The sequence below is a fragment of the Phytohabitans rumicis genome (assembly GCF_011764445.1).
In the GTDB taxonomy this organism is placed as follows: Bacteria; Actinomycetota; Actinomycetes; order Mycobacteriales; family Micromonosporaceae; genus Phytohabitans; species Phytohabitans rumicis.
On record NZ_BLPG01000001.1, the window covers coordinates 637,155 to 654,845 of the forward strand.

Genomic DNA, 17,691 nt, shown 5'->3' on the forward strand with positions numbered 1-17,691 from the left:
CGTCGGTGCGGGAGGCGTCACCGCGTACCCGTAACCAGGCCGGCCGCCAGCCGTGCCCGCGTGGGCGGATGGACGTTGGCCCGGTCCAGGTCGCCGCCGTAGTGCGCGAGGACCCGAGGGTCCATGACCCGTCGCCACAGTGGAGGTACGAGCGCCACGACAATCATCGTGGCATAGCCGGCCGGTAGTTGCGGGGAGCTGTCGCGGGACCGCAGCACCTGGTAGCGCCGGGTCGGGTTGGCATGGTGGTCGCTGTGCCGCTGCAACTGGTACAGGAAGATGTTGGTCGTCAACCGGTTGCTGTTCCAGCTGTGCGTCGGGTCGACCTTCTCGTACCTGCCGGTCGCCGTCCGCTGCCGGGCAAGGCCGTAGTGCTCGAGGTAGTTGACCACCTCCAGGAGCGAGAAACCAAGCACGGCCTGCGCCGCGAGGAAGGGCAGGACCCCCGGGCCGAAGGCGATGACGAGCGCGGCGAACAGGACCGCGGTCATCAGCCAGGCATTGAGTACGTCGTTGCGCGGCGTCCACGGTGAGCGTCCCCGTACGGTGAATCGACTGGTCTCCAGGCGCCAGGCCGACCGCAGGCTGCCCAGCACGGTACGCGGCCAGAAGCGCCAGAAGGTCTCGCCCAGCCGCGAGCTGGCCGGGTCCTCGAAGGTGGCGACTCTCGTGTGGTGGCCGCGGTTGTGCTCGACGTAGAAGTGTCCGTAGGCGGTGGGCGCCAGCGCGATCTTCGACAGCCACCGCTCGACGCTTTCCCGCTTGTGGCCCAGCTCGTGGGCGGTGTTGATCGCGATGCCGTTGACCGTGCCGATCGCGGCCAGCAGCCCCAGCCGCCCGACCCAGTCCAGACCGCCGGCCTGCCATTGCCAGGCGCCCAGGACGAGGCCGCCGAACTGCAAAGGCAGATAGAGGTACGTCAGCCAGCGGTAGTACCGGTCGTCCTGCAGCGCCTGGGTGAGCTCCTCGGGAGGGTTGCCGGGATCGTCGCCGCCGAGCACATCCATGATCGGGATCACCGCGAAGACCAGCACGGCGGTCAGCCACCACCAACCGCCGGCGCCGGTCTGCCGGACGAGCCCGAAGCTCAGGAACGGCAGTACCGGCACGATGACCGCGGACGGCCACAGGTATCGACGCCCGTCACGCCAGTTGTCCGCCATGCCATGACGGTGACACACATGAATTCCGTTGACAAGACCCCTGTCGGTGTCAGCGGTAAGGACATAGCATCCACTCATGTCCACATCTCGCGCCCCGCGGCCGTCGCCGCCCTGGCACGGCGCGCTGTTCACCGCCGCGCTCTTCGTCGACGCGGGTTGGCTGCTGACGTACACGCTGCTGTCGGTGCGCCCGATAGAAGCCCTCGGCGCCTGGAACTACCTCGGAGTGCTGGTCCTCTTGCTGGCAGCGAGCCTGGGCGCCGCGACCTGGCGCGGCGCAGGCTGATCAGGCCATCAATCGAGCCAGGAGCCACCCTGCTTCGGTACGCAGCCGGTCGGCCGCGGTGCTGTCGCCGGCGCTGTGGCGCATGAGGCAGTTCTCGAAGAGCCCGTCGAAAACGGAGTAGGCGGCGGCCGACGACACGGCGGGCGTTGTCGCGGCGAGATCGGCGTAGCGCGACACGACCCGCCAGATCATCTCCTCGAGCTGCCGGTCGAGGTCGCTCACGGTTGGCAGCAACGCCTTGTCGAACATCGCCTGGCAACGAAGGTCGTACCAGAGGCGATGCATCGCGGTGTCCTCGCTCATCGTGACGACGAGCGCGTCGGCGAACCGGCTTGCGAAGACCTCCGGATCCCCGGCCTCCGCGACGATCTCGTCATACCTCGTCACACAGTGCGCCTTGTAGCGGCGTACGCAGTAGGTGATGAGCTCGATCTTGTCGCGGAAGTAATAGTGCAGGACGCCGTGGGAGAACTCGGTCTTCTGGGCGATCTCACGCAGGCTCGTCCGGGCGTACCCGAGCTCGCCCAGCGTCGCCAGGGTGGCGTCGGCCAGCTCGGCGCGGCGCGCCTCGAACTTGTCGACCCGGGCACGCTCGAACCGGTCGAGCCCCGGTTGCGTCGTCTGCACCACGATCCACCCTTTCGCCTGGCCACTGAAACGGTACGGCATCGACGTTTGGACGAGTGTCAAGGAAAGTCTTGACAAGTGTCAAGAACGGGTCGACGCTGGGCGCCACCGCTGACCAACCGGCAAAGGAGCCCGCCATGACCTCGATCGACCTCAGCGGCCGTACGGCCCTGGTCACCGGAGGAGCCCAAGGACTCGGAGAGGGCATGGCCACGGCGCTGGCCGCCGCCGGAGCCCGCGTCATGATCGCCGACATCCAGGAGTCCGGCGCCCAGACCGCCAAGTCGCTTGGCGACGGGCACGGCTTCGTGCGCCTCGACGTCACCGACGACGGCAACTGGGAGTCGGCCGTCGCCGAGACGGTCAACCGTCTCGGCGGGCTCGACATCCTCGTCAACAACGCCGGCGTCGAGATCACCAGCCTGCTCACGGAGGTCGACGCCGCCGACGTCCGCACGATGCTCGAGGTGAACCTGCTCGGCACGACGCTCGGCCTCAAGCATGGCCTGCGGGCGATGCGGCCGGGCGGTGTCGCCGGCAAGGGCGGCAGCATCATCAACGTCGCATCGGTCGCGGCGACGATCGCCTTCCCCGCCATCGCGGTCTACTCCGCGACGAAATCGGGAGTCGACCGCCTGACCCGGGTGGCGGCCATGGAAGCCGGCAAACTCGGCTACGGGGTCCGTGTCAACTGCATCTACCCCGGCCTCGTCCCGACCGCCATGGGCGCGGGGCTCGCCAACGACGTGGCCGCGCTCGGCCTGTTCCCGTCGCCCGAGGCCGCGGTCGAGGCGGTCGTGGGCCTGACGCCGTCCGGACGCCTCGGCCAGGTCGACGACATGGCCGACGCCGTCGTCTTCCTCGCCTCCGACGCCGCCAAGTTCATCACCGGAGCCGGCCTGCCCGTCGACGGCGGCATGGGCATGTGAGCCCCAAGTCCTCACCCGCCTACCAGCGAAAGGCACAGCCATGACCGACAAGCCCGTCATCGTGTACGGCGCCTCCGGCTACACCGGCCGCCTGATCTGCGAGTACCTGCGGGAGTACAACGTCCCCTTCCTCGCCCTCGGCCGCGACGAGGGCAAACTCGGCTCCGCGATGGACAAGAACGTCGCCGGGATCGAGACCGCGCGGTACGAGATAGCCACCACCTCACACACGGTCGAGATGCTCACCAAGCTTTTCCAGGGCGCCTCCGCCGTCTGCAACACCGTGGGGCCGTTCGCCCGCTACGGGCCCGAGGTCGTCGAAGCCTGCCTCGCCGCGGGCGTGCACTATCTCGACACCACCGGTGAGCAGGACTGGATGATCACCTGCGACGAGAAGTACGGCGCCGACTTCGCCGCGGCGGGCCTGCTGCTCGCCCCCGGGATCGCCCAGATGTATACGACGGGCGAGATCGCCGCGCAGCTCTGCCTCGATCATCCGGGCCTCGACACCCTCGACATCGCCGTCTTCTGGGGCGGCAGCCCGACCATCGCCTCGACCCAGACGATCCTCGTCAACGCCGCGATGTCCACGGCCCACTACCTGGAACAGAACGAGTACCAGGCGTGGGACCCCGGAGCGGGCCTCTACCAGCTCGCCATCCCCGGCCAGCACGAGCTCGCGCTCGCCCTGCCCTGGGGCGGCACCTCGCACCCCGTGTGGTTCCGGCGCGACCCCGCGTCGCCAACGTGCGGGCCCTCGGCGGAGTCTTCAACAAGGCTCTGATGCAGGGCGTGCCCCAGATCGTCGCGGCCGCGCTTGAGGCGACCAAGGACATGGATCCCGACGCGAAGTACGCCGCGCTCGACGCCACCGCCGCCCAGGTGATGAACCAGATGCCGCCGCGCGAGAACCCCCGCCTCAACAAGTCCCTCGACTCGGTGCACGCGTCCGGGCCGCTCGGCCGCGCGCACTGCGTCATCCACGGCAACAGCAACTACAAGCAGACCGGCCTGCTCCAGGCATATGCCGCCTACTCGCTTCTCCAGCAAACCCCGATGCGGGTCGGCTTCGCCTCCGGATGCCAGGCGTTCGGGCACCGGCAACTGTTGGGCGTGCTGCGCTCCTTCGGGCTGGTCATGGAGCCGGTTCTCACCGTGGAGCGCTGAGCGATGCGCATCGTCGACTTCCTCGACAAGGGCGCATCGCTCGGACCCCAGGCGCCGTGCCTGACCACGGACGGCGAAACGCTGACATACGCGGACGTGCGAAGGCTGTCGTTCGACGTGGCTGCCGCACTCGTGGCGAGCGGCGTCGAGCCCGGCGACAAGATCGCGATCCTCTCGGCGAACGACCCCGTCGCGTTCGCCTGCGTGTTCGGGATCAGCCGCGCGGGAGCCGTCTGGTGCCCGATCAACCCGCGCAACGAAGCGGCCGAGAATCGCGAACTGCTCGATCTGTTCGACTGCTCGGTGCTGGTGTTCCATGCCTCCTTCGCACCGCTGGTCAAACGCATCCGGCCGGATCTGGCGATGATCCACACGTGGGTCTGCCTCGACGGCTCCGTCGACGGCGCGTTGACGTGGGACGAGTTCCTGGCGCGCGGCGGCGGGCCGGTGGACCGGTCACCCGTCGACGACCTGGCGATGATCGTCGGTACCGGCGGCACCACCGGACGGCCGAAGGGCGTCATGCTCACCGGCACCAACCTGGAGACCATGACGGCGCTCACCCTGATGGGGTACCCCTTCGACGGCCGCCCGGTGTACCTCGCGTTGGCGCCGTTGACGCACGCGGCCGGGGTGCTCTGCTTCCCGATCCTGTGCCACGGCGGCGAGATCGTCATCATGCGCGGCCCCGATGTCGGCGCCTTCATCCGGCTCATCGAAGCCCACCGGGTGACGCACACGTTCCTACCACCGACGCTGATCTACATGGTGCTCGGTCACGAGGCGCTCGATCGAGCGAATCTGACGTCGTTGCAATGCTTCTGGTACGGCGCGGCCCCCATATCGGCGACGCGGCTGGCGGAGGCACTGCAACGGATCGGGCCGGTCATGGCCCAGCTCTTCGGGCAGACCGAGGCACCGATGATGATCTCGATGATGCCACCTGCCGACCACTTCCGCCCCGATGGCTCGATCGCCGCCGAACGGCTGTCCTCGGCCGGCCGGCCATCGCCATTGGTGACCGTCGCGATCATGGATCCCGACGGACGGTTACTGGATGCCGGGGCACGCGGCGAGATCGTCGTCCGCTCCTCGCTGGTGACACCCGGCTACTACAAGAACCCGCAGGCGACGGCCGAGGCTTCGGCGTACGGGTGGCACCACACGGGTGACATCGGCTACCTCGACGACGGCTACCTCTTCATCGTCGACCGCGCCAAAGACATGATCATCACCGGCGGCTTCAACGTGTACTCGACCGAGGTCGAGCAGGCCATCATGCGGCATCCGGACGTCCAGGACTGCGCCGTCATCGGGCTCCCCGACGACAAATGGGGAGAAAGGATCGAGGCGGTCGTCCAGCCTTTCCCCGGACATCAACCCGACGCCGCCGACCTGATCGCCTTCGTCAAGGAACGTCTGGGCTCCGTCAAGGCGCCGAAGGCGGTGCACATCTGGACCGACCTGCCCCGCTCCAAAGTGGGCAAAATCGTGAAGGTCGACGTCAAACGCACCCTGACCGGCTCGCCACCGCCCGCACCGTGACTCCCCTCGTACGCCATTGTGGACGTTGCCGGTTGATACAGTCTGCTCTCGGCCTGACGGGATGGGGGAACGCTGGTGTCGAGAGGCTTCCGGGCTCAGCTGGCACAGCTCTTGAAGGCGCGGGTGCCCATCCTCTACATCGAGTCGCACGAGGAGCAGCGGGTCCTCGCCGAGATCGTGGCCACCGCCCGCGACGACGCCCTGGTCCGCACCCCGCGCGCGGTCTGGACCTGGTCGGCGACCGAAGGGCTGGTCGGGCCGGACGGCGCCGCGCGGAGCGGCACGGCGAACCCGGCGGCCGTCCTGGACGCGGTGTTGCGCTTCGACGACGCGTGCGTCGTGGTCCTACGGGACCTCCACCCGCACCTCGGCTCCGCCGGGCGTCCCGGTAATCCAGAGGTCGTCCGCCGGCTGCGGGATGTGGCCGCGGCGCTCAAGTCCGGCCCGGTTCCGCGTACCCTCATCCTGGTCTCCCCGGTGCTACGCATTCCACCCGAGCTGGACCGGGACGTGACGATCGTGGACTTCCCGTTGCCGACGGAGCGGGAGATCCGGGTCGTCCTCGACAGCTTGATCGCCGCGAACGTCACGAGTGGCCGGATCCAGATCGATCTGGACGACGTGGCCCGGGAACGGTTCGCGAAGGCCGCCGTCGGGCTCACCCTGCACGAGGCGGAGAACGCGTTCGCGCGGGCCATCGTCAACGACGGCGTGCTGGACATGCGCGACCTGTCGGTGGTGCACGAGGAGAAGCGGCAGGCGGTACGCAAGGCGGGGTTGCTGGAGTTCGTGGACGCGGGCATCGACCTCGCCGACGTCGGCGGCCTGGAGACGCTCAAACGCTGGCTGGCCAAGCGGGACGGGGCCTGGCTGGCGGCGGCCGGCGAGTACGGGCTCCCGGCGCCCCGGGGCATCCTCATCACCGGGATACCGGGCTGCGGCAAGTCGTTGACCGCGAAGGCCGTGGCGGCGACGTGGGAGTTGCCCCTACTCCGGTTCGACATCGGCAGGGTCTTCGCCGGCCTGGTCGGGTCGAGCGAGCAGAACCTGCGCACCGCGATCCGGACCGCCGAGGCCACCTCGCCGTGCGTGCTGTGGGTGGACGAGATCGAGAAGGGGTTCGCGGCCGACTTCGCCGGCGACTCCGGCACCTCGGCGCGGGTGTTCGGTTCGTTCCTGACCTGGATGCAGGAGAAGACCCGGCCGGTCTTCGTGATCGCCACCGCCAACAACATCGAGGGGCTGCCGCCGGAGCTCCTGCGTAAGGGCCGGTTCGACGAGGTCTTCTTCGTCGACCTGCCGACCCGCGTCGAGCGGCTGTCGATCTGGACCGTCCACCTCGACCGGCGGCTGCGCGCCCCGGCCGCCGCCGGCTCCCTCACCGTCGACGACACGCTGTTGAAAGAGCTGTGCGGGTTGACGGAGGGCTACTCGGGGGCCGAGATCGAACAGGTGGTCGTCAGCGGCCTGTTCGAGGCGTTCGCCGCCCGGCGGCCGCTGGTCAAGGAAGACCTGATCCGGGCCATCGCCAACATGGTGCCGTTGAGCGTGACGCAGGCCGAGCGGATCGGCGCGCTGCGCGCCTGGGCCTCGACCCGCGCCGTGGCCGCGACCGCGGCCGAGGACTGGGACTCCGGCGCCGGGTTTACCGGCCCGTCCACCAGCGGTGGCCGGGTTGTCGAATTCTGACCGCAGGGAAGGGGGCAGCTGGTGAGTGTCTCGTTGATCCTGATCCCGCTGGCCGTGGCGGCGGTCGCCGCCGCCCACGGCGCCCGGTCCGGGCGAGACGGGAAGGGACGGGTGGTGTGCGAGGTGCGGACCCGGATGCGCGACGAGACGCTGCTCGCCGCCGCGCTCCAGGAGGCCGGCGCCGCGGTCACCGCCGACGACCGCGAGATCGCCGCGCAATGGGACGGGGTACGGGGCGGTTCACCCGGGACGCGGACGGCGTCTGGTCGGCGCACTTCACCGGCGAGGTCGACGAGTCCCGGGCGGTCGAGATCGTCCGCGCGGTCGACACCGGGTACGGGCATCAGGTGCAGCGCGCCGTCCTCGACCGGCTGCGCGAGCGGGCGCCAGCCGCCGGCCTGTGGCTGGAGTCGGAGACGACCACCGAGGACGACGGCGTGCGCCTGGTCTTCGCGGTCGGGCGGGACGGTCCTCATGCCGGATGAGCCCCGCATCGTGGTGACCGTCTCCGGCGACGGCATGGTCAGCGCAGAAACCGTCGGGCTGACCGGTGCGGCCTGCCTGGACTACATCGCGGTGCTGGAGGAGCTGCTGGACGCCCGCACCGTCCACAGTGCCTACACGGCGGAGTACGAGCAGCACGCGACGGATCGGCAGGAGTTGCGCGATGTCGACCGCGCCTGACAACCGGCCGCGGCCGACCTTCGGCTGGCGGGTCCGGCACAGCTGGTGGCTGCTGTTCTCGATCCTCGGATTCGGCTGCCTGAACGGCGTCGGGTTCCTCTACATCGGACTGCGGGCCCGACGGCCGGAATGGTGGATCCCCGGCATCGCCTACCTGGTGGCCGCCTGGGCGTTCTTCGTGCTCGCGTCGAACCTGGCGCCCGAGAGCGCGGCGGCCACCTGGTTTTCCATGAGCTGGCTCGCGGTCTGGGCGGGCAGCCTCCTGCACGCCTGCCTCATCAACTCGGCGTGGCTACGGTGGCGGGCCGGCTACGTACCGTGGCACGCCGAACCGACTGTGGCCCTCCGCCGCGGTGCGGGCTTCTCTCCCCCGCCGCCCGGCCTCGCACCGCCACCCGGCTACTACTACGGCCCCGGCCCGGCGGCGGCGCCGCCGGGGCCGCCTGTTGAGGTGAACACCGCCGGGCCCGAGCAACTCGCGGCGCTGCCCGGCTTCGACCCGGAACGGGTACGGCGGGTGCTGGCCGAACGGGAGGCTCGGCGCGGCTTCGGCAGCGTCGAGGAGTTCGCCGCGGCCGCCACCCTGCCCCCGCACGAGTTCGTCCGGATCCGCGGCCTGGTGGTGTGCGCTCCCGCTCCCCCGAGGCCACCGTCCCCAGGGCGGATCCTCGATGTCTGAGCCTTCCGAAACGGCGCTGATCCCACCGGTGGGCCGGTCGCCGGATCTGGTGTGGCTGGCGCGCTTCCTGGCGTCGACCCGCGCCGAGGGGCCCGGTGAACGCACCGCCGTGTGGGTGCAGGGCTGCGCCATTCGCTGTGCCGGCTGCTTCAACCCGCACCTGTGGAGCACCCGGGGTGGCGAGCCGCTACCGCCGGACGAGTTGGCCGCCCGGGTCGTCGACGCGGGTACCGACGGGTTGACGCTGCTCGGCGGCGAGCCGTTCGACCAGGCCGCCGCGCTGTCCCGGGTGGCGGCCGGGGTCCGTGCGGCGGGCCGGTCCGTGATGACCTTCACCGGGTACCGCCAGGAGGAGCTGAGCCGGGCGGTCGACGCCGGACGGGACGACGTGGCCGCGTTGCTGGACGCGACCGATCTGCTGGTGGCCGGCCCGTTCATCGCCGATCGGATCGACCGGGTGCGGCCCTGGGTCGGCTCGACGAACCAGGAGTTCGTCCTGCTGACCGACCGGATCGCCGGCTCGGTCGAGGAGTTGTGGGCCACCCCGGACCGGCTCGAGATCCTCGTCGGCGCCTCCGGCCGGATCGAGGTCAACGGCTGGGCCACCCCGGACGTGCTCGACCAGCTCCTCACCGATCTCGACGCCTAGACGGCGAGGGTGCCGCGGCCGGCGCCGGCCGCGGCACCGTCAGGTCACACCGATGCCGGCTGCTTGGCCGGTTCCAGGTCCGCGGTCGGAGGCGACGCCTCGTTGTAGTGGATGCCCGAGATCACGGAGCAGAAGCCCTGCAGCGCCTGCCAGTCGACATTGGCTTGTGCCATGTCCGTCCGGAGCGCGGTAAGGTTCATCCGCTCCACGTCGCCCTGCGCCGCCGTCACGTCGTCCAGCACGGCGAGGATTTCCTTCTCCAGGCTGTCCCATGCCTTGAGGATCAGCTCTACCTGTGCGCTCGCGGCCTCGGACAGCTTGACCAAGGTGGTGAGGTTCTCCTCGATCAACTTCAACGTCGCGATCTGAACATTCAGTTCCTTCATGTTCTTCTGGTCCAGCTCGACCTGAGCGGTCAACTGCTTGATCTTTACGTCAGCGGCGATCATCAGGGCGATTCCTGTCGCCGCCCCGACGACCGAGAAAGCGAGGCCGAAGCCGAAGGAGAAGATGGCGATTACCGCGCCGAGCCAGAACGACACCCCTGCGCCGATGGCAGAGGCCGTGACGACGATCTGCCACTTCGAGATCTCGTTGCGCAATTCCTCCACGTGCTTCACCAGACGCGCGACTTCGCCCTCGTTGTAGCCCGCGCTCTTGGTGGCTTGCTGGATCGCCTCGTTCATGAGCTTGGCATCGCTGGTGAGCTTACTCGAAAAGTCCTTGATGGTGCCTTGGAACTGGGTCGCCGCAGCAAGATGCCTACCGACGCCAGCGTGCAGCTCGCGCAGGCAGTACACCACGGTGTCCTTGGCTTCTTGGTTGTGCGGGTCCCGATCGAGAACGTCGATCGCCTGCGTGATGGTGGCGTTGTTCAGGCTCCACAGCAGAGCGAAGTTGAGGATGCCGGTCGGAATTCCAACCAGCCCCGGGGTCACCGTGTTCTGCCACAGCATCGCGTGCACTTTGGCATCAGCGAACTGGCTCTGGAACTTGTCGTACCACGGCAGTGGCGGAGTCAGATGTGGAAGCTGGGTGCCGGTCAGCGATCGCGCGTAGGCCAGCACCGCGTTGTTCGAGTTGAATGAGTCGGCCAACTGCTGTTCGATCGACTTGTCGCCGTTTTTTGTCGCCGCCGCGGCGACGTCATCACGGGACAACTGGAACGGAAAAAAGCGCGACGTCATCCGGACCTCCATAAAGAGCCCACCCGTTGGCGGAGACTGAAAGCAACGATAGTCTCGCGAGGTCTGCTCGGAGGTGGCTTCCGGACTTTGACGAAACCGACGTCATACCACATCTTCAAGAGGTGGCCCGGCCGATCCGGCCGGGCCACCTCCCGTCGTCAACGCTCAGCCGCCGGTTATCTGGAACTGTGAACCCGGCTCGATGACGATGTTTCCGGTCGCCGAGTTGGTGATGGTGACGTTGGTCAGCGTCGCGCTGCCGCGGGCGCCGCTCATGGCCAGGATGCCGGCGCCGTTGTTGGACTTGTCGATCCGCACGTTCGTGATGGTCACGCCCGGCATGTTGCCGCCGCCGGTCTTGAACTGGATGCCGTCGTATGTGGAATCCATGATGTCGGTGTCCCGGATGACGGCACCGACGATGTCCCGACCTGCGGCAAAGAGCGTGATGGCGCCAAACTCCTGCTGCTCGCCCCAGAAGACACCGCCGCACCGGAAGAGCCCGTTGTTGGCGAGCAACGTCGTCCCGGAGAACGGCTGCGGGCTGTGATCGGTGGCCAGCATGATGCCCGGGTAGTTCATCGTGTCGTAGACGAGGTTGTTCTCAGCGGTGTTTCCGTAGCCACCGTAGATGGCGATACCGTTCGCCCGCCACGGCAGCTGGATGGTGTTGTTGGTGAAGTGGTTGTCGTGCCCGATGTCCGTCGCCTGGTCGCGGACGAAGGTGCTCGACCAGACCGCCAGCGAATCGTCACCGGTGGTGCGGAACGAGGAGTTGAAGACCAGCGAGTTCCGCGTGCTGTTGGCGAAGTTGATGCCGTCGGCGTATGTGTTGCGGATCCGCATGCCGGTGAACTCGAGCCCGTCGCCCGGGTTCCAGTACGCCGGGGTGTCCGCGTAGTCGCGGCCAACCCAGGCGCCTACGTTGACATGCTCGATCCAGACGTTGCTGATCCGCGTGTTCTTGCCGAGCCGCCCGTTGATCCCGTGCCCGCGGTTGGCCCGGTTGGTGGTCATGCCGAAGATGGCCAGGTCGGAGATCTGGGTGTTGTCGTCGATGTCGAAGCCGACGTTGCCCTCGTGCGGGTGGTTGATGTTGCCGACGACATTCTGCGGCTCGGTGTTCGTGTAGAGCTTGGTGTGCCACATGCCCGCGCCGCGGATGACGGCGTTGCGGATGCCCTTCTGGTTGTTCCCGGTCCGGGTGGGGTCGGGCGAGAGGATCTTCTGCTCCTGCCGCCACTCACCGGCCGGAATCCACACGCAGCTGATGACGCCGTTCTCGTCGTCCGTCACGGCCCGCTGGATGGCCCCGCTGTCGTCGACGCCGTCGTTGGCGACCGCGCCGTACTGCGTGATCGACGTGCAGCCGGCGGGCTGGGCCAGCGCCGGTGCCACCTGCTCCAGGTCGATCAGGTCGATGATGTAGAACGACGCGCTGTCGTTCGCATCCCGCTGCAGCCGGAACTTCGTGCCCGGCGGGTAGCTCTGGCCGAGCAGCGCGTTCGACTCGTCGAAGAGCCGGCGGGCGTTGGCCTGCGGCGAGTTCGACAGCGATTCGGTGTCGTCGGTCGTGCCGTAGAGCCAGCTGTTGCGCGACGACAGCGTGATCTTCCGGGAGAACTGGCCGTTGACGTACAGGCTGATGGTGGCCTCGATGCCACCGCCGGCCGCCGAGTCCGGGATGGAGTTGCGTACGACGATCGAGTTGGCCTGGTTGGTCGAGGTGAATTCGACGTACTGACCCGTGCCGTTCAGCCGCACCGATTGCCGCCCCGACGACTCGGTGGCGAAGTTGGTGTGCCCGAACGTGCGCAGCGCGTCGGCCACCAGCAGCGTGCCCTGGTAGTCGGCGGCCTCGGCCTCGTACTCGGCGTACGGCACCGCGGCGCCGCGCCCGACGACGATCGACCGGGAGAGCGAGTTGTTGTTCTCATTCGTCTCGGTGACGACGCTGGTCGCGTCGGCGGTGGCCGTCACGGTGACGCCGCCGCTCGTCGCTGTCCAACTGCCGGTGATCGCCACGTTGACGGTCGCGCCGGCGGCGATCGAGGCGGTGTTGGTGTTGAGCGTCGTGCCGCCCGCCACCACGCGGGTCACCGTGGTCGCGCCGCTCGCGCTGGTGCCGCGGTTGTTGACCGCCACCGTGAACGTCACGGAGGCGCCCACCGCCGGGTTCGGCGGGTTGGCGGTGATGTTGGTGACCTGGAGATCCGGGCCGGGCGCCTGCGCGACGACCAGCGGCGAGGAGGCGGTGAAGCTGTTGTTGCCGTCGTTCTGCTCGACGATCTGGTTGGCCGGGTCGACCGTCGCCGTGTAGCTGTAGCTGCCCATCGGCCGCGTGCCCGCGTTGAACGTGACGGTGGCCGAGGCACCGGCGGCGAGGCCCGCCACCGGGGAACTGCCGACCGCCGCGCCGCCGAGGTTGAAGGCGACCGAGGTCGCGCCGGCGGCCGCCGAGCCCGCGTTGCGGACGGTGGCCGACAGGGTGATCGCGCTCGTCTCGTCCGGCGACCCCGGGCTCCAGCTGGCCGCGGTGATGACCAGGTCGGGGTTGGGCGCCATGGTGCCGATGACCTCCAGCTCGGCGACCTGCCCGCCGGGCGCGCCGCTGTTGGCGGTGAAACGCAACTGGACGTCCGCGGTGCGGCCGGTGACCGGGATCGTCACCGAGTTCTGGTTGGTGGTCGGGCTGAAGCTGTACGAGGCGCTGGCCTTCAGCGACGTGTACCCGGTCGCGCCCTGGTCCCGGCCGAGGATCTCGATGGTCTGCGTACGCGCGCCCCACACCGGGTCGGCGTTGAGCTTGACCGTCACCGAGGTGATGTCCGCGTTCGCGCCGAGCTTCACGGTCAGCGTCCCCGGCTGGCCGTTGGACTCCCAGTACGTCCCGAGGTTGCCGTCGTTGGCGTTGCTCGCGACGAACGTGTGGACGTGTGACGACTCCTCCATCGGCTTGCCCGCGGCCAGGTTGGTGCCGCCCGGCGGGTTCTCACCGACCCGGGTGACGTGGTTGCTGTCCACGGAGACGTTGTTGGCCGCGTCCCGGGCCCGCACGAAGTACTCCACCGTCTCGGTCGCCGGTTGGGCGTCGGTGTACGTCAGGATGTTCCCCGCCACGCTCGCCCGCTCGGCGCCGTTGGCGAAGATCGTGTACCCGGTGACGCCGGTGTTGTCGCTGGAGGCGGTCCAGGCGAGCCGGATCTGGCCGGCGGCTGGCTGGGTCAGCGTCAGATTGCCCGGTGCGGAGGGCGGCTGGGTGTCGCCGCCGGTCGTGCCGTACACCTCGAACTCGCCGATCTGGCCGGCCGGCCAGCCGGTGTTGGCGGTGATGTGCACGCGCACGTACCGGACGGTCGTGGCCGCGAAGTCGATCGTGACGGTGTTGGCCGACGCCGGGTCGAACATCCGGCCCGCCGAGGCGGAGAGCGTGCTGGAGGTGCCCGCCTCCGTGCCGCCCTGCACGGCCAGCGTCTGCGTACGCGCGCCCCAGCCGGTCGGCAGCTTCAGCACGACCCGACTGACGCTCACGGCCGCGCCGAGGTCCACCTGCAGCCATTGCGGGAACGCGTTGTTGGTGCTCTCCCAGTAGCTGCCCGAGTTGCCGTCGTTGGCCAGGCTGGCGCCGAACCCGCCGAGCGCGCTGCTGGCCGACATCACCTTGCCGGTGGCGAGGTTGCCGCTGCCGCCGCTGGCGCCGTAGATCTCGAACTCGGAGACCTGTCCGGCCGGCCAGCCGGTGTTGGCCGTGACGTTCACCCGGACGTAGCGGACGCTCGCCGCGGTGAAGTCGATGGTGACCGTGTTGCCACTCGCGGGGTTGAACACGCGGCCGGCCGACGCGGACAGGATGCTGAAGTTGGTGCCGTTGGTGCTCCCCTGCACGCTCAGCGTCTGCGTGCGGGTCTCCCAGCTGGCCGGCAGCTTGAGCACCACCTGGTCGATGCTCACATCGCTGCCGAGGTCGATCTGCACCCATTGGGGGAACGCGTTGTTGGGGCTCTCCCAGTAGGAGGCCGGGTTGCCGTCGTTGACGTTGCCCGCGGTGTACGGCCCGGTCGATCCGCTGGCCGACGCGGTGCGCCCCGCGGCCAGGTTGGGCCCGCCGGCCGCCGTGGCGGGCGTGGGTGCGAGCCCGGCGTAGACGAGACCCGCGGCGAGAAAGCCGCTGATCAGCCGCCAGCTGAGCTGTTTCCGTCTCATGGTGTCCCCTTGTGCGGCATGGCGGTGTGGTTTGGCACGTGACTTTGCCAGTTTTTTTCGCGATGACATCGACTTCTTGCGGCCCGGGGAATCAAATGTTTCAGATATGTCACTGGTTCGTCAACAGTCCGCCCGAATATTCAGGATCGGCTGAGTTCAGCAAACGCTGTACTATCGGCACCCATGACCGGTCTGGCATCAATAGTCGGCGCCACCTCGTCGACGGCGCGCCAGGCGGTGTTGCGGCGAAGGATCCGGCTGCTGGTCGCCGCCACGATCGCCTACAACATCGTCGAAGCCGCCGTCGCGATCACCGCCGGGACCCTTGCCTCCTCCACCGCGCTGATCGGCTTCGGCCTGGATTCGGTGGTCGAGGTCGCCTCCGCGGCGGCGGTGGCATGGCAGTTCAGCGCGGCCGACCCGCACCGGCGGGAGAAGACCACCCTCCGGCTGATCGCCGCGTCGTTCTTCGCCCTGGCGGCGTACGTCACGGCCGAGTCCGTGCGGGCCATCGCTGGTGCCACCGAAGCGGACCATTCCCCGGTCGGGATCGGGTTGGCCGCGCTGAGCCTCCTGGTGATGCCGATCCTGTCGTACGCGCAGCGACGTGCTGGCCGCGAGTTCGGCTCAGCGTCCGCGGTCGCTGACTCCAAACAGACCCTGTTGTGCACGTATCTGTCCGCGGTGCTGCTCGTCGGGCTGGTCGCCAACGCCACGCTGGGCTGGTGGTGGGCCGACCCGCTCACGGCGCTGGTCATCGCCGCCGTGGCGGTCAAGGAAGGCCGGGAGGCGTGGCGCGGCGACGCCTGCTGCGCACCCTGACGAGCAGATCCGCGCGCTGCACGAACGGTTCGCGCCGACCGAGGAAGCCTTCGATACACCACACCGGTGTCGGGCTCACCCGTGAAGACGCGTTGCGGCAGCGCCTGCCGCTACCGAAGTTCGGTGAGCCGGACCCTCGGCGCGTTCGGGTGTGTGGGTGCGGACGACCGTTCGCACCCACACACCAGACCGAGATGTGACGAGCCCAATGAGGAATTTCAGAGGGTGAACACGACCGTGGAGATGCTGCGCGCGGGGATGCTGACGGTGACCTGTCCCCCGTTCACGGTGGCCGGCTGGCTGGCCGAATTGGCGCTCAGCGAGGTGAGGTAGTGCTCCGCCCTGGTGACGTTCTGCGGGGCCTGGAGCACGGCGTTGTTGACCGCGCTGGTCGATCGGTTGAGGATCACGAACGTGATCTTCCCGCCGCCCTGGTAGGCGGTCACCTCCAGCGGCGATGCCTTGGAACTCTTCGTCAGGGCGACCCGCTGGTAGCCGGGGCGCACGTACTTGGAGTACTGCGAGAACGCGTACCCGCGCTTCAGCGGAGCCCCCGCGGTGGTGCCGTAGGCCGCCTCGCCGTCGCCGATGAAGGAGTAGAAGCGCTTGCCGTACCACCAGATGTAGGCGCTCCAGTTGGCCTCCATCGACCTGTGCACCGTTCGCATGATGGTGTCGAGCGTCTCGTTCCAGACCGCCTGGTTGCTGGGGTTGCCCCAGATGTTGGAGCCGCTGCCGTCGGCCTCGTGGAAGTTCCATTCGGTCATCCACACCGGCTTGTTGTGCTGGGCCGCCAGGGGGTACGGCGCCAGCCGGCCCGAGTCCTCGGTGCCGTACAAGTGGCCGCCGATGTAACCGATGTTGTTCCGGGCGGTCGCGTCGTTCAGCGTCGGGTCGGTGTAGCCGTAGTTCAAATTCACCGCCTCCGCGACCATCAGCTTGGTGTTTTGCACCCTCGCACCTTGGTCACGTACGAAATTCCGCAGCTCGGTGCCGCTCCAGTCCATCGAGTCGTACGCCGGGTGCCAGTCCGGCTCGTTCTGCACCGAGGTGACGTCAATCGCCACGCCCTGGCCGGCCATGTACTGGACGAAGCTATTGAGATGGTTCGCGTAGTCGTCGTAGTAGTCGGTCAACAACTTGCCACCGTTGATCCGGCTGTTGTTCGCCTTCCACGCCGCCGGCGCCGTCCACGGCGACGCGAGGATCTTCACACCCGACCCGTACGACTTCGCCGTGCTCAAGGCGTTCACATGAGTCGCCCACTCACTGGAGACCGGTGAGATGCCGGTACGCACGATCGACAGACCGAACTGGTTGGCGCCCAGCCCGACCAGCGTCTGCGTCTCGGCCGTGGACCAAGCGCTGCTACCCCAGATCGCAGTCGCGGCCCCGAACCCGTCGATCGTCTGGTACCTGGTGGCGCTGTTCACCGTGATGTCCGCCGCCCCGGTCGGGGGTGGGGTGGTCGGGCCCGTCGTGGGCGGGGTGGTCGGCGCGGTGGTGGGGGGTGCGGTGGTCGGGACCGGGGCGCCGGTACACGCGACCCCGTTCAGCGCGAAGCTGGTCGGAGCGGGGTTGCTGCCGGTCCACGAGCCGTTGAAGCCGAAGGAGGCCGTGCCGTTGGTCGCGATGGACCCGTTGTAACTGACGTTCCTGGCGGTGACCGCGGCACCGCTCTGGGTCAGCGTCGTGTTCCACGCCTGCGTGACGGTCTGGCCGGCGCTGTAGGACCAGGTCAGCGTCCAGCTCGTGACCGGGTCACCGAGGTTGGTGATGGTGACGTTGGCGCCGAAGCCACCCTGCCACTGGGACGACACCGCGTAGTTCACCGAGCATCCGGCGGCGGCCGCCCCGGCCGGCAGCGCCACGGCGACCGCGGTCGATGCGAGCACCACAGCGCCGACCGAAACCAAGACGGCGCTGGTCATTCTGAGCTTTCTCATGAAACGTCTCCTGAAGTGTGGATGCCGGCCCATGCATCCGGTTGAGGCTCGAATGTTCGATGAGTGTTGACAGCGCGCCCGGCTCCAAACAGTTAGCATTGTCGATCAAAGGGAC

At 68.5% G+C, this 17,691-nt stretch carries 14 protein-coding genes and 1 pseudogene; 10 read left to right on the plus strand and 5 right to left on the minus strand.

Annotation, left to right across the window (positions count from 1 at the left end; genetic code table 11):
* Nucleotides 1–17: 17 nt before the first annotated feature.
* Complete coding sequence (locus tag Prum_RS02780; RefSeq protein ID WP_173073679.1) at nt 18–1,163, minus strand: alkane 1-monooxygenase; 1,146 nt, start codon at nt 1,161–1,163, stop codon at nt 18–20.
* A gap of 76 nt (nt 1,164–1,239) precedes the next feature.
* On the opposite strand from Prum_RS02780, the gene Prum_RS02785 reads away from it, so the two are divergent.
* On the plus strand, nt 1,240–1,449 hold the full coding sequence (locus tag Prum_RS02785; RefSeq protein WP_173073681.1) for a cell division protein CrgA: 210 nt from the start codon (nt 1,240–1,242) through the stop codon (nt 1,447–1,449).
* Here the strand turns inward: Prum_RS02785 and Prum_RS02790 are convergent, their stop codons facing one another.
* Nucleotides 1,450–2,076 (minus strand): TetR/AcrR family transcriptional regulator, encoded by a 627-nt coding sequence (locus Prum_RS02790; protein ID WP_218576968.1) that lies wholly within the window; start codon nt 2,074–2,076, stop codon nt 1,450–1,452. It abuts the gene before it with no gap.
* Nucleotides 2,077–2,213: 137 nt separating this feature from the next.
* Here Prum_RS02790 and Prum_RS02795 point away from each other — a divergent pair, with 137 nt between their 5' ends.
* From Prum_RS02795 to Prum_RS02830, 8 genes and pseudogenes are all read left to right on the plus strand, one after another.
* Nucleotides 2,214–3,005, plus strand: coding sequence for an SDR family NAD(P)-dependent oxidoreductase (locus tag Prum_RS02795; protein ID WP_173073685.1), 792 nt, complete (start codon nt 2,214–2,216; stop codon nt 3,003–3,005).
* A gap of 40 nt (nt 3,006–3,045) precedes the next feature.
* Nucleotides 3,046–4,172, plus strand: a pseudogene (locus Prum_RS02800) (DUF5938 domain-containing protein).
* A gap of 3 nt (nt 4,173–4,175) precedes the next feature.
* Nucleotides 4,176–5,717, plus strand: coding sequence for an acyl-CoA synthetase (locus Prum_RS02805; RefSeq protein ID WP_173073686.1), 1,542 nt, complete (start codon nt 4,176–4,178; stop codon nt 5,715–5,717).
* 75 nt (nt 5,718–5,792) lie between these two features.
* Complete coding sequence (locus Prum_RS02810) at nt 5,793–7,406, plus strand: Ycf46 family AAA ATPase (RefSeq protein WP_173073688.1); 1,614 nt, start codon at nt 5,793–5,795, stop codon at nt 7,404–7,406.
* A 218-nt stretch (nt 7,407–7,624) separates the two neighbouring features.
* Nucleotides 7,625–7,891, plus strand: coding sequence for a hypothetical protein (locus tag Prum_RS50745; RefSeq protein WP_246277605.1), 267 nt, complete (start codon nt 7,625–7,627; stop codon nt 7,889–7,891).
* The gene (locus Prum_RS02820; protein ID WP_173073690.1) at nt 7,881–8,090 is read left to right on the plus strand and encodes a DUF2997 domain-containing protein; all 210 of its coding nucleotides are present in this window, start codon (nt 7,881–7,883) and stop codon (nt 8,088–8,090) included. The genes Prum_RS50745 and Prum_RS02820 overlap by 11 nt, the downstream gene beginning before the upstream one ends.
* Nucleotides 8,074–8,769, plus strand: coding sequence for a ComEA family DNA-binding protein (locus tag Prum_RS02825; protein WP_173073692.1), 696 nt, complete (start codon nt 8,074–8,076; stop codon nt 8,767–8,769). Before Prum_RS02820 ends, Prum_RS02825 begins: the two co-directional genes overlap by 17 nt.
* On the plus strand, nt 8,762–9,418 hold the full coding sequence (locus Prum_RS02830; RefSeq protein ID WP_173073694.1) for a 4Fe-4S single cluster domain-containing protein: 657 nt from the start codon (nt 8,762–8,764) through the stop codon (nt 9,416–9,418). The genes Prum_RS02825 and Prum_RS02830 overlap by 8 nt, the downstream gene beginning before the upstream one ends.
* Nucleotides 9,419–9,462: 44 nt before the next feature.
* On the opposite strand, the gene Prum_RS02835 is transcribed toward Prum_RS02830, so the two are convergent.
* Both Prum_RS02835 and Prum_RS02840 read right to left on the minus strand, forming a co-directional pair.
* A complete protein-coding gene (locus Prum_RS02835; RefSeq protein ID WP_173073696.1) occupies nt 9,463–10,605 on the minus strand; it encodes an HBL/NHE enterotoxin family protein in 1,143 nt (380 codons plus the stop codon).
* A gap of 165 nt (nt 10,606–10,770) precedes the next feature.
* Complete coding sequence (locus tag Prum_RS02840; RefSeq protein ID WP_173073698.1) at nt 10,771–14,808, minus strand: galactose-binding domain-containing protein; 4,038 nt, start codon at nt 14,806–14,808, stop codon at nt 10,771–10,773.
* Between the two features lie 183 nt (nt 14,809–14,991).
* Here Prum_RS02840 and Prum_RS02845 point away from each other — a divergent pair, with 183 nt between their 5' ends.
* Complete coding sequence (locus Prum_RS02845; RefSeq protein ID WP_173073700.1) at nt 14,992–15,630, plus strand: cation efflux transmembrane domain-containing protein; 639 nt, start codon at nt 14,992–14,994, stop codon at nt 15,628–15,630.
* 218 nt (nt 15,631–15,848) lie between these two features.
* On the opposite strand, the gene Prum_RS02850 is transcribed toward Prum_RS02845, so the two are convergent.
* On the minus strand, nt 15,849–17,576 hold the full coding sequence (locus Prum_RS02850; RefSeq protein WP_173073702.1) for a cellulose binding domain-containing protein: 1,728 nt from the start codon (nt 17,574–17,576) through the stop codon (nt 15,849–15,851).
* Nucleotides 17,577–17,691 lie beyond the last annotated feature (115 nt).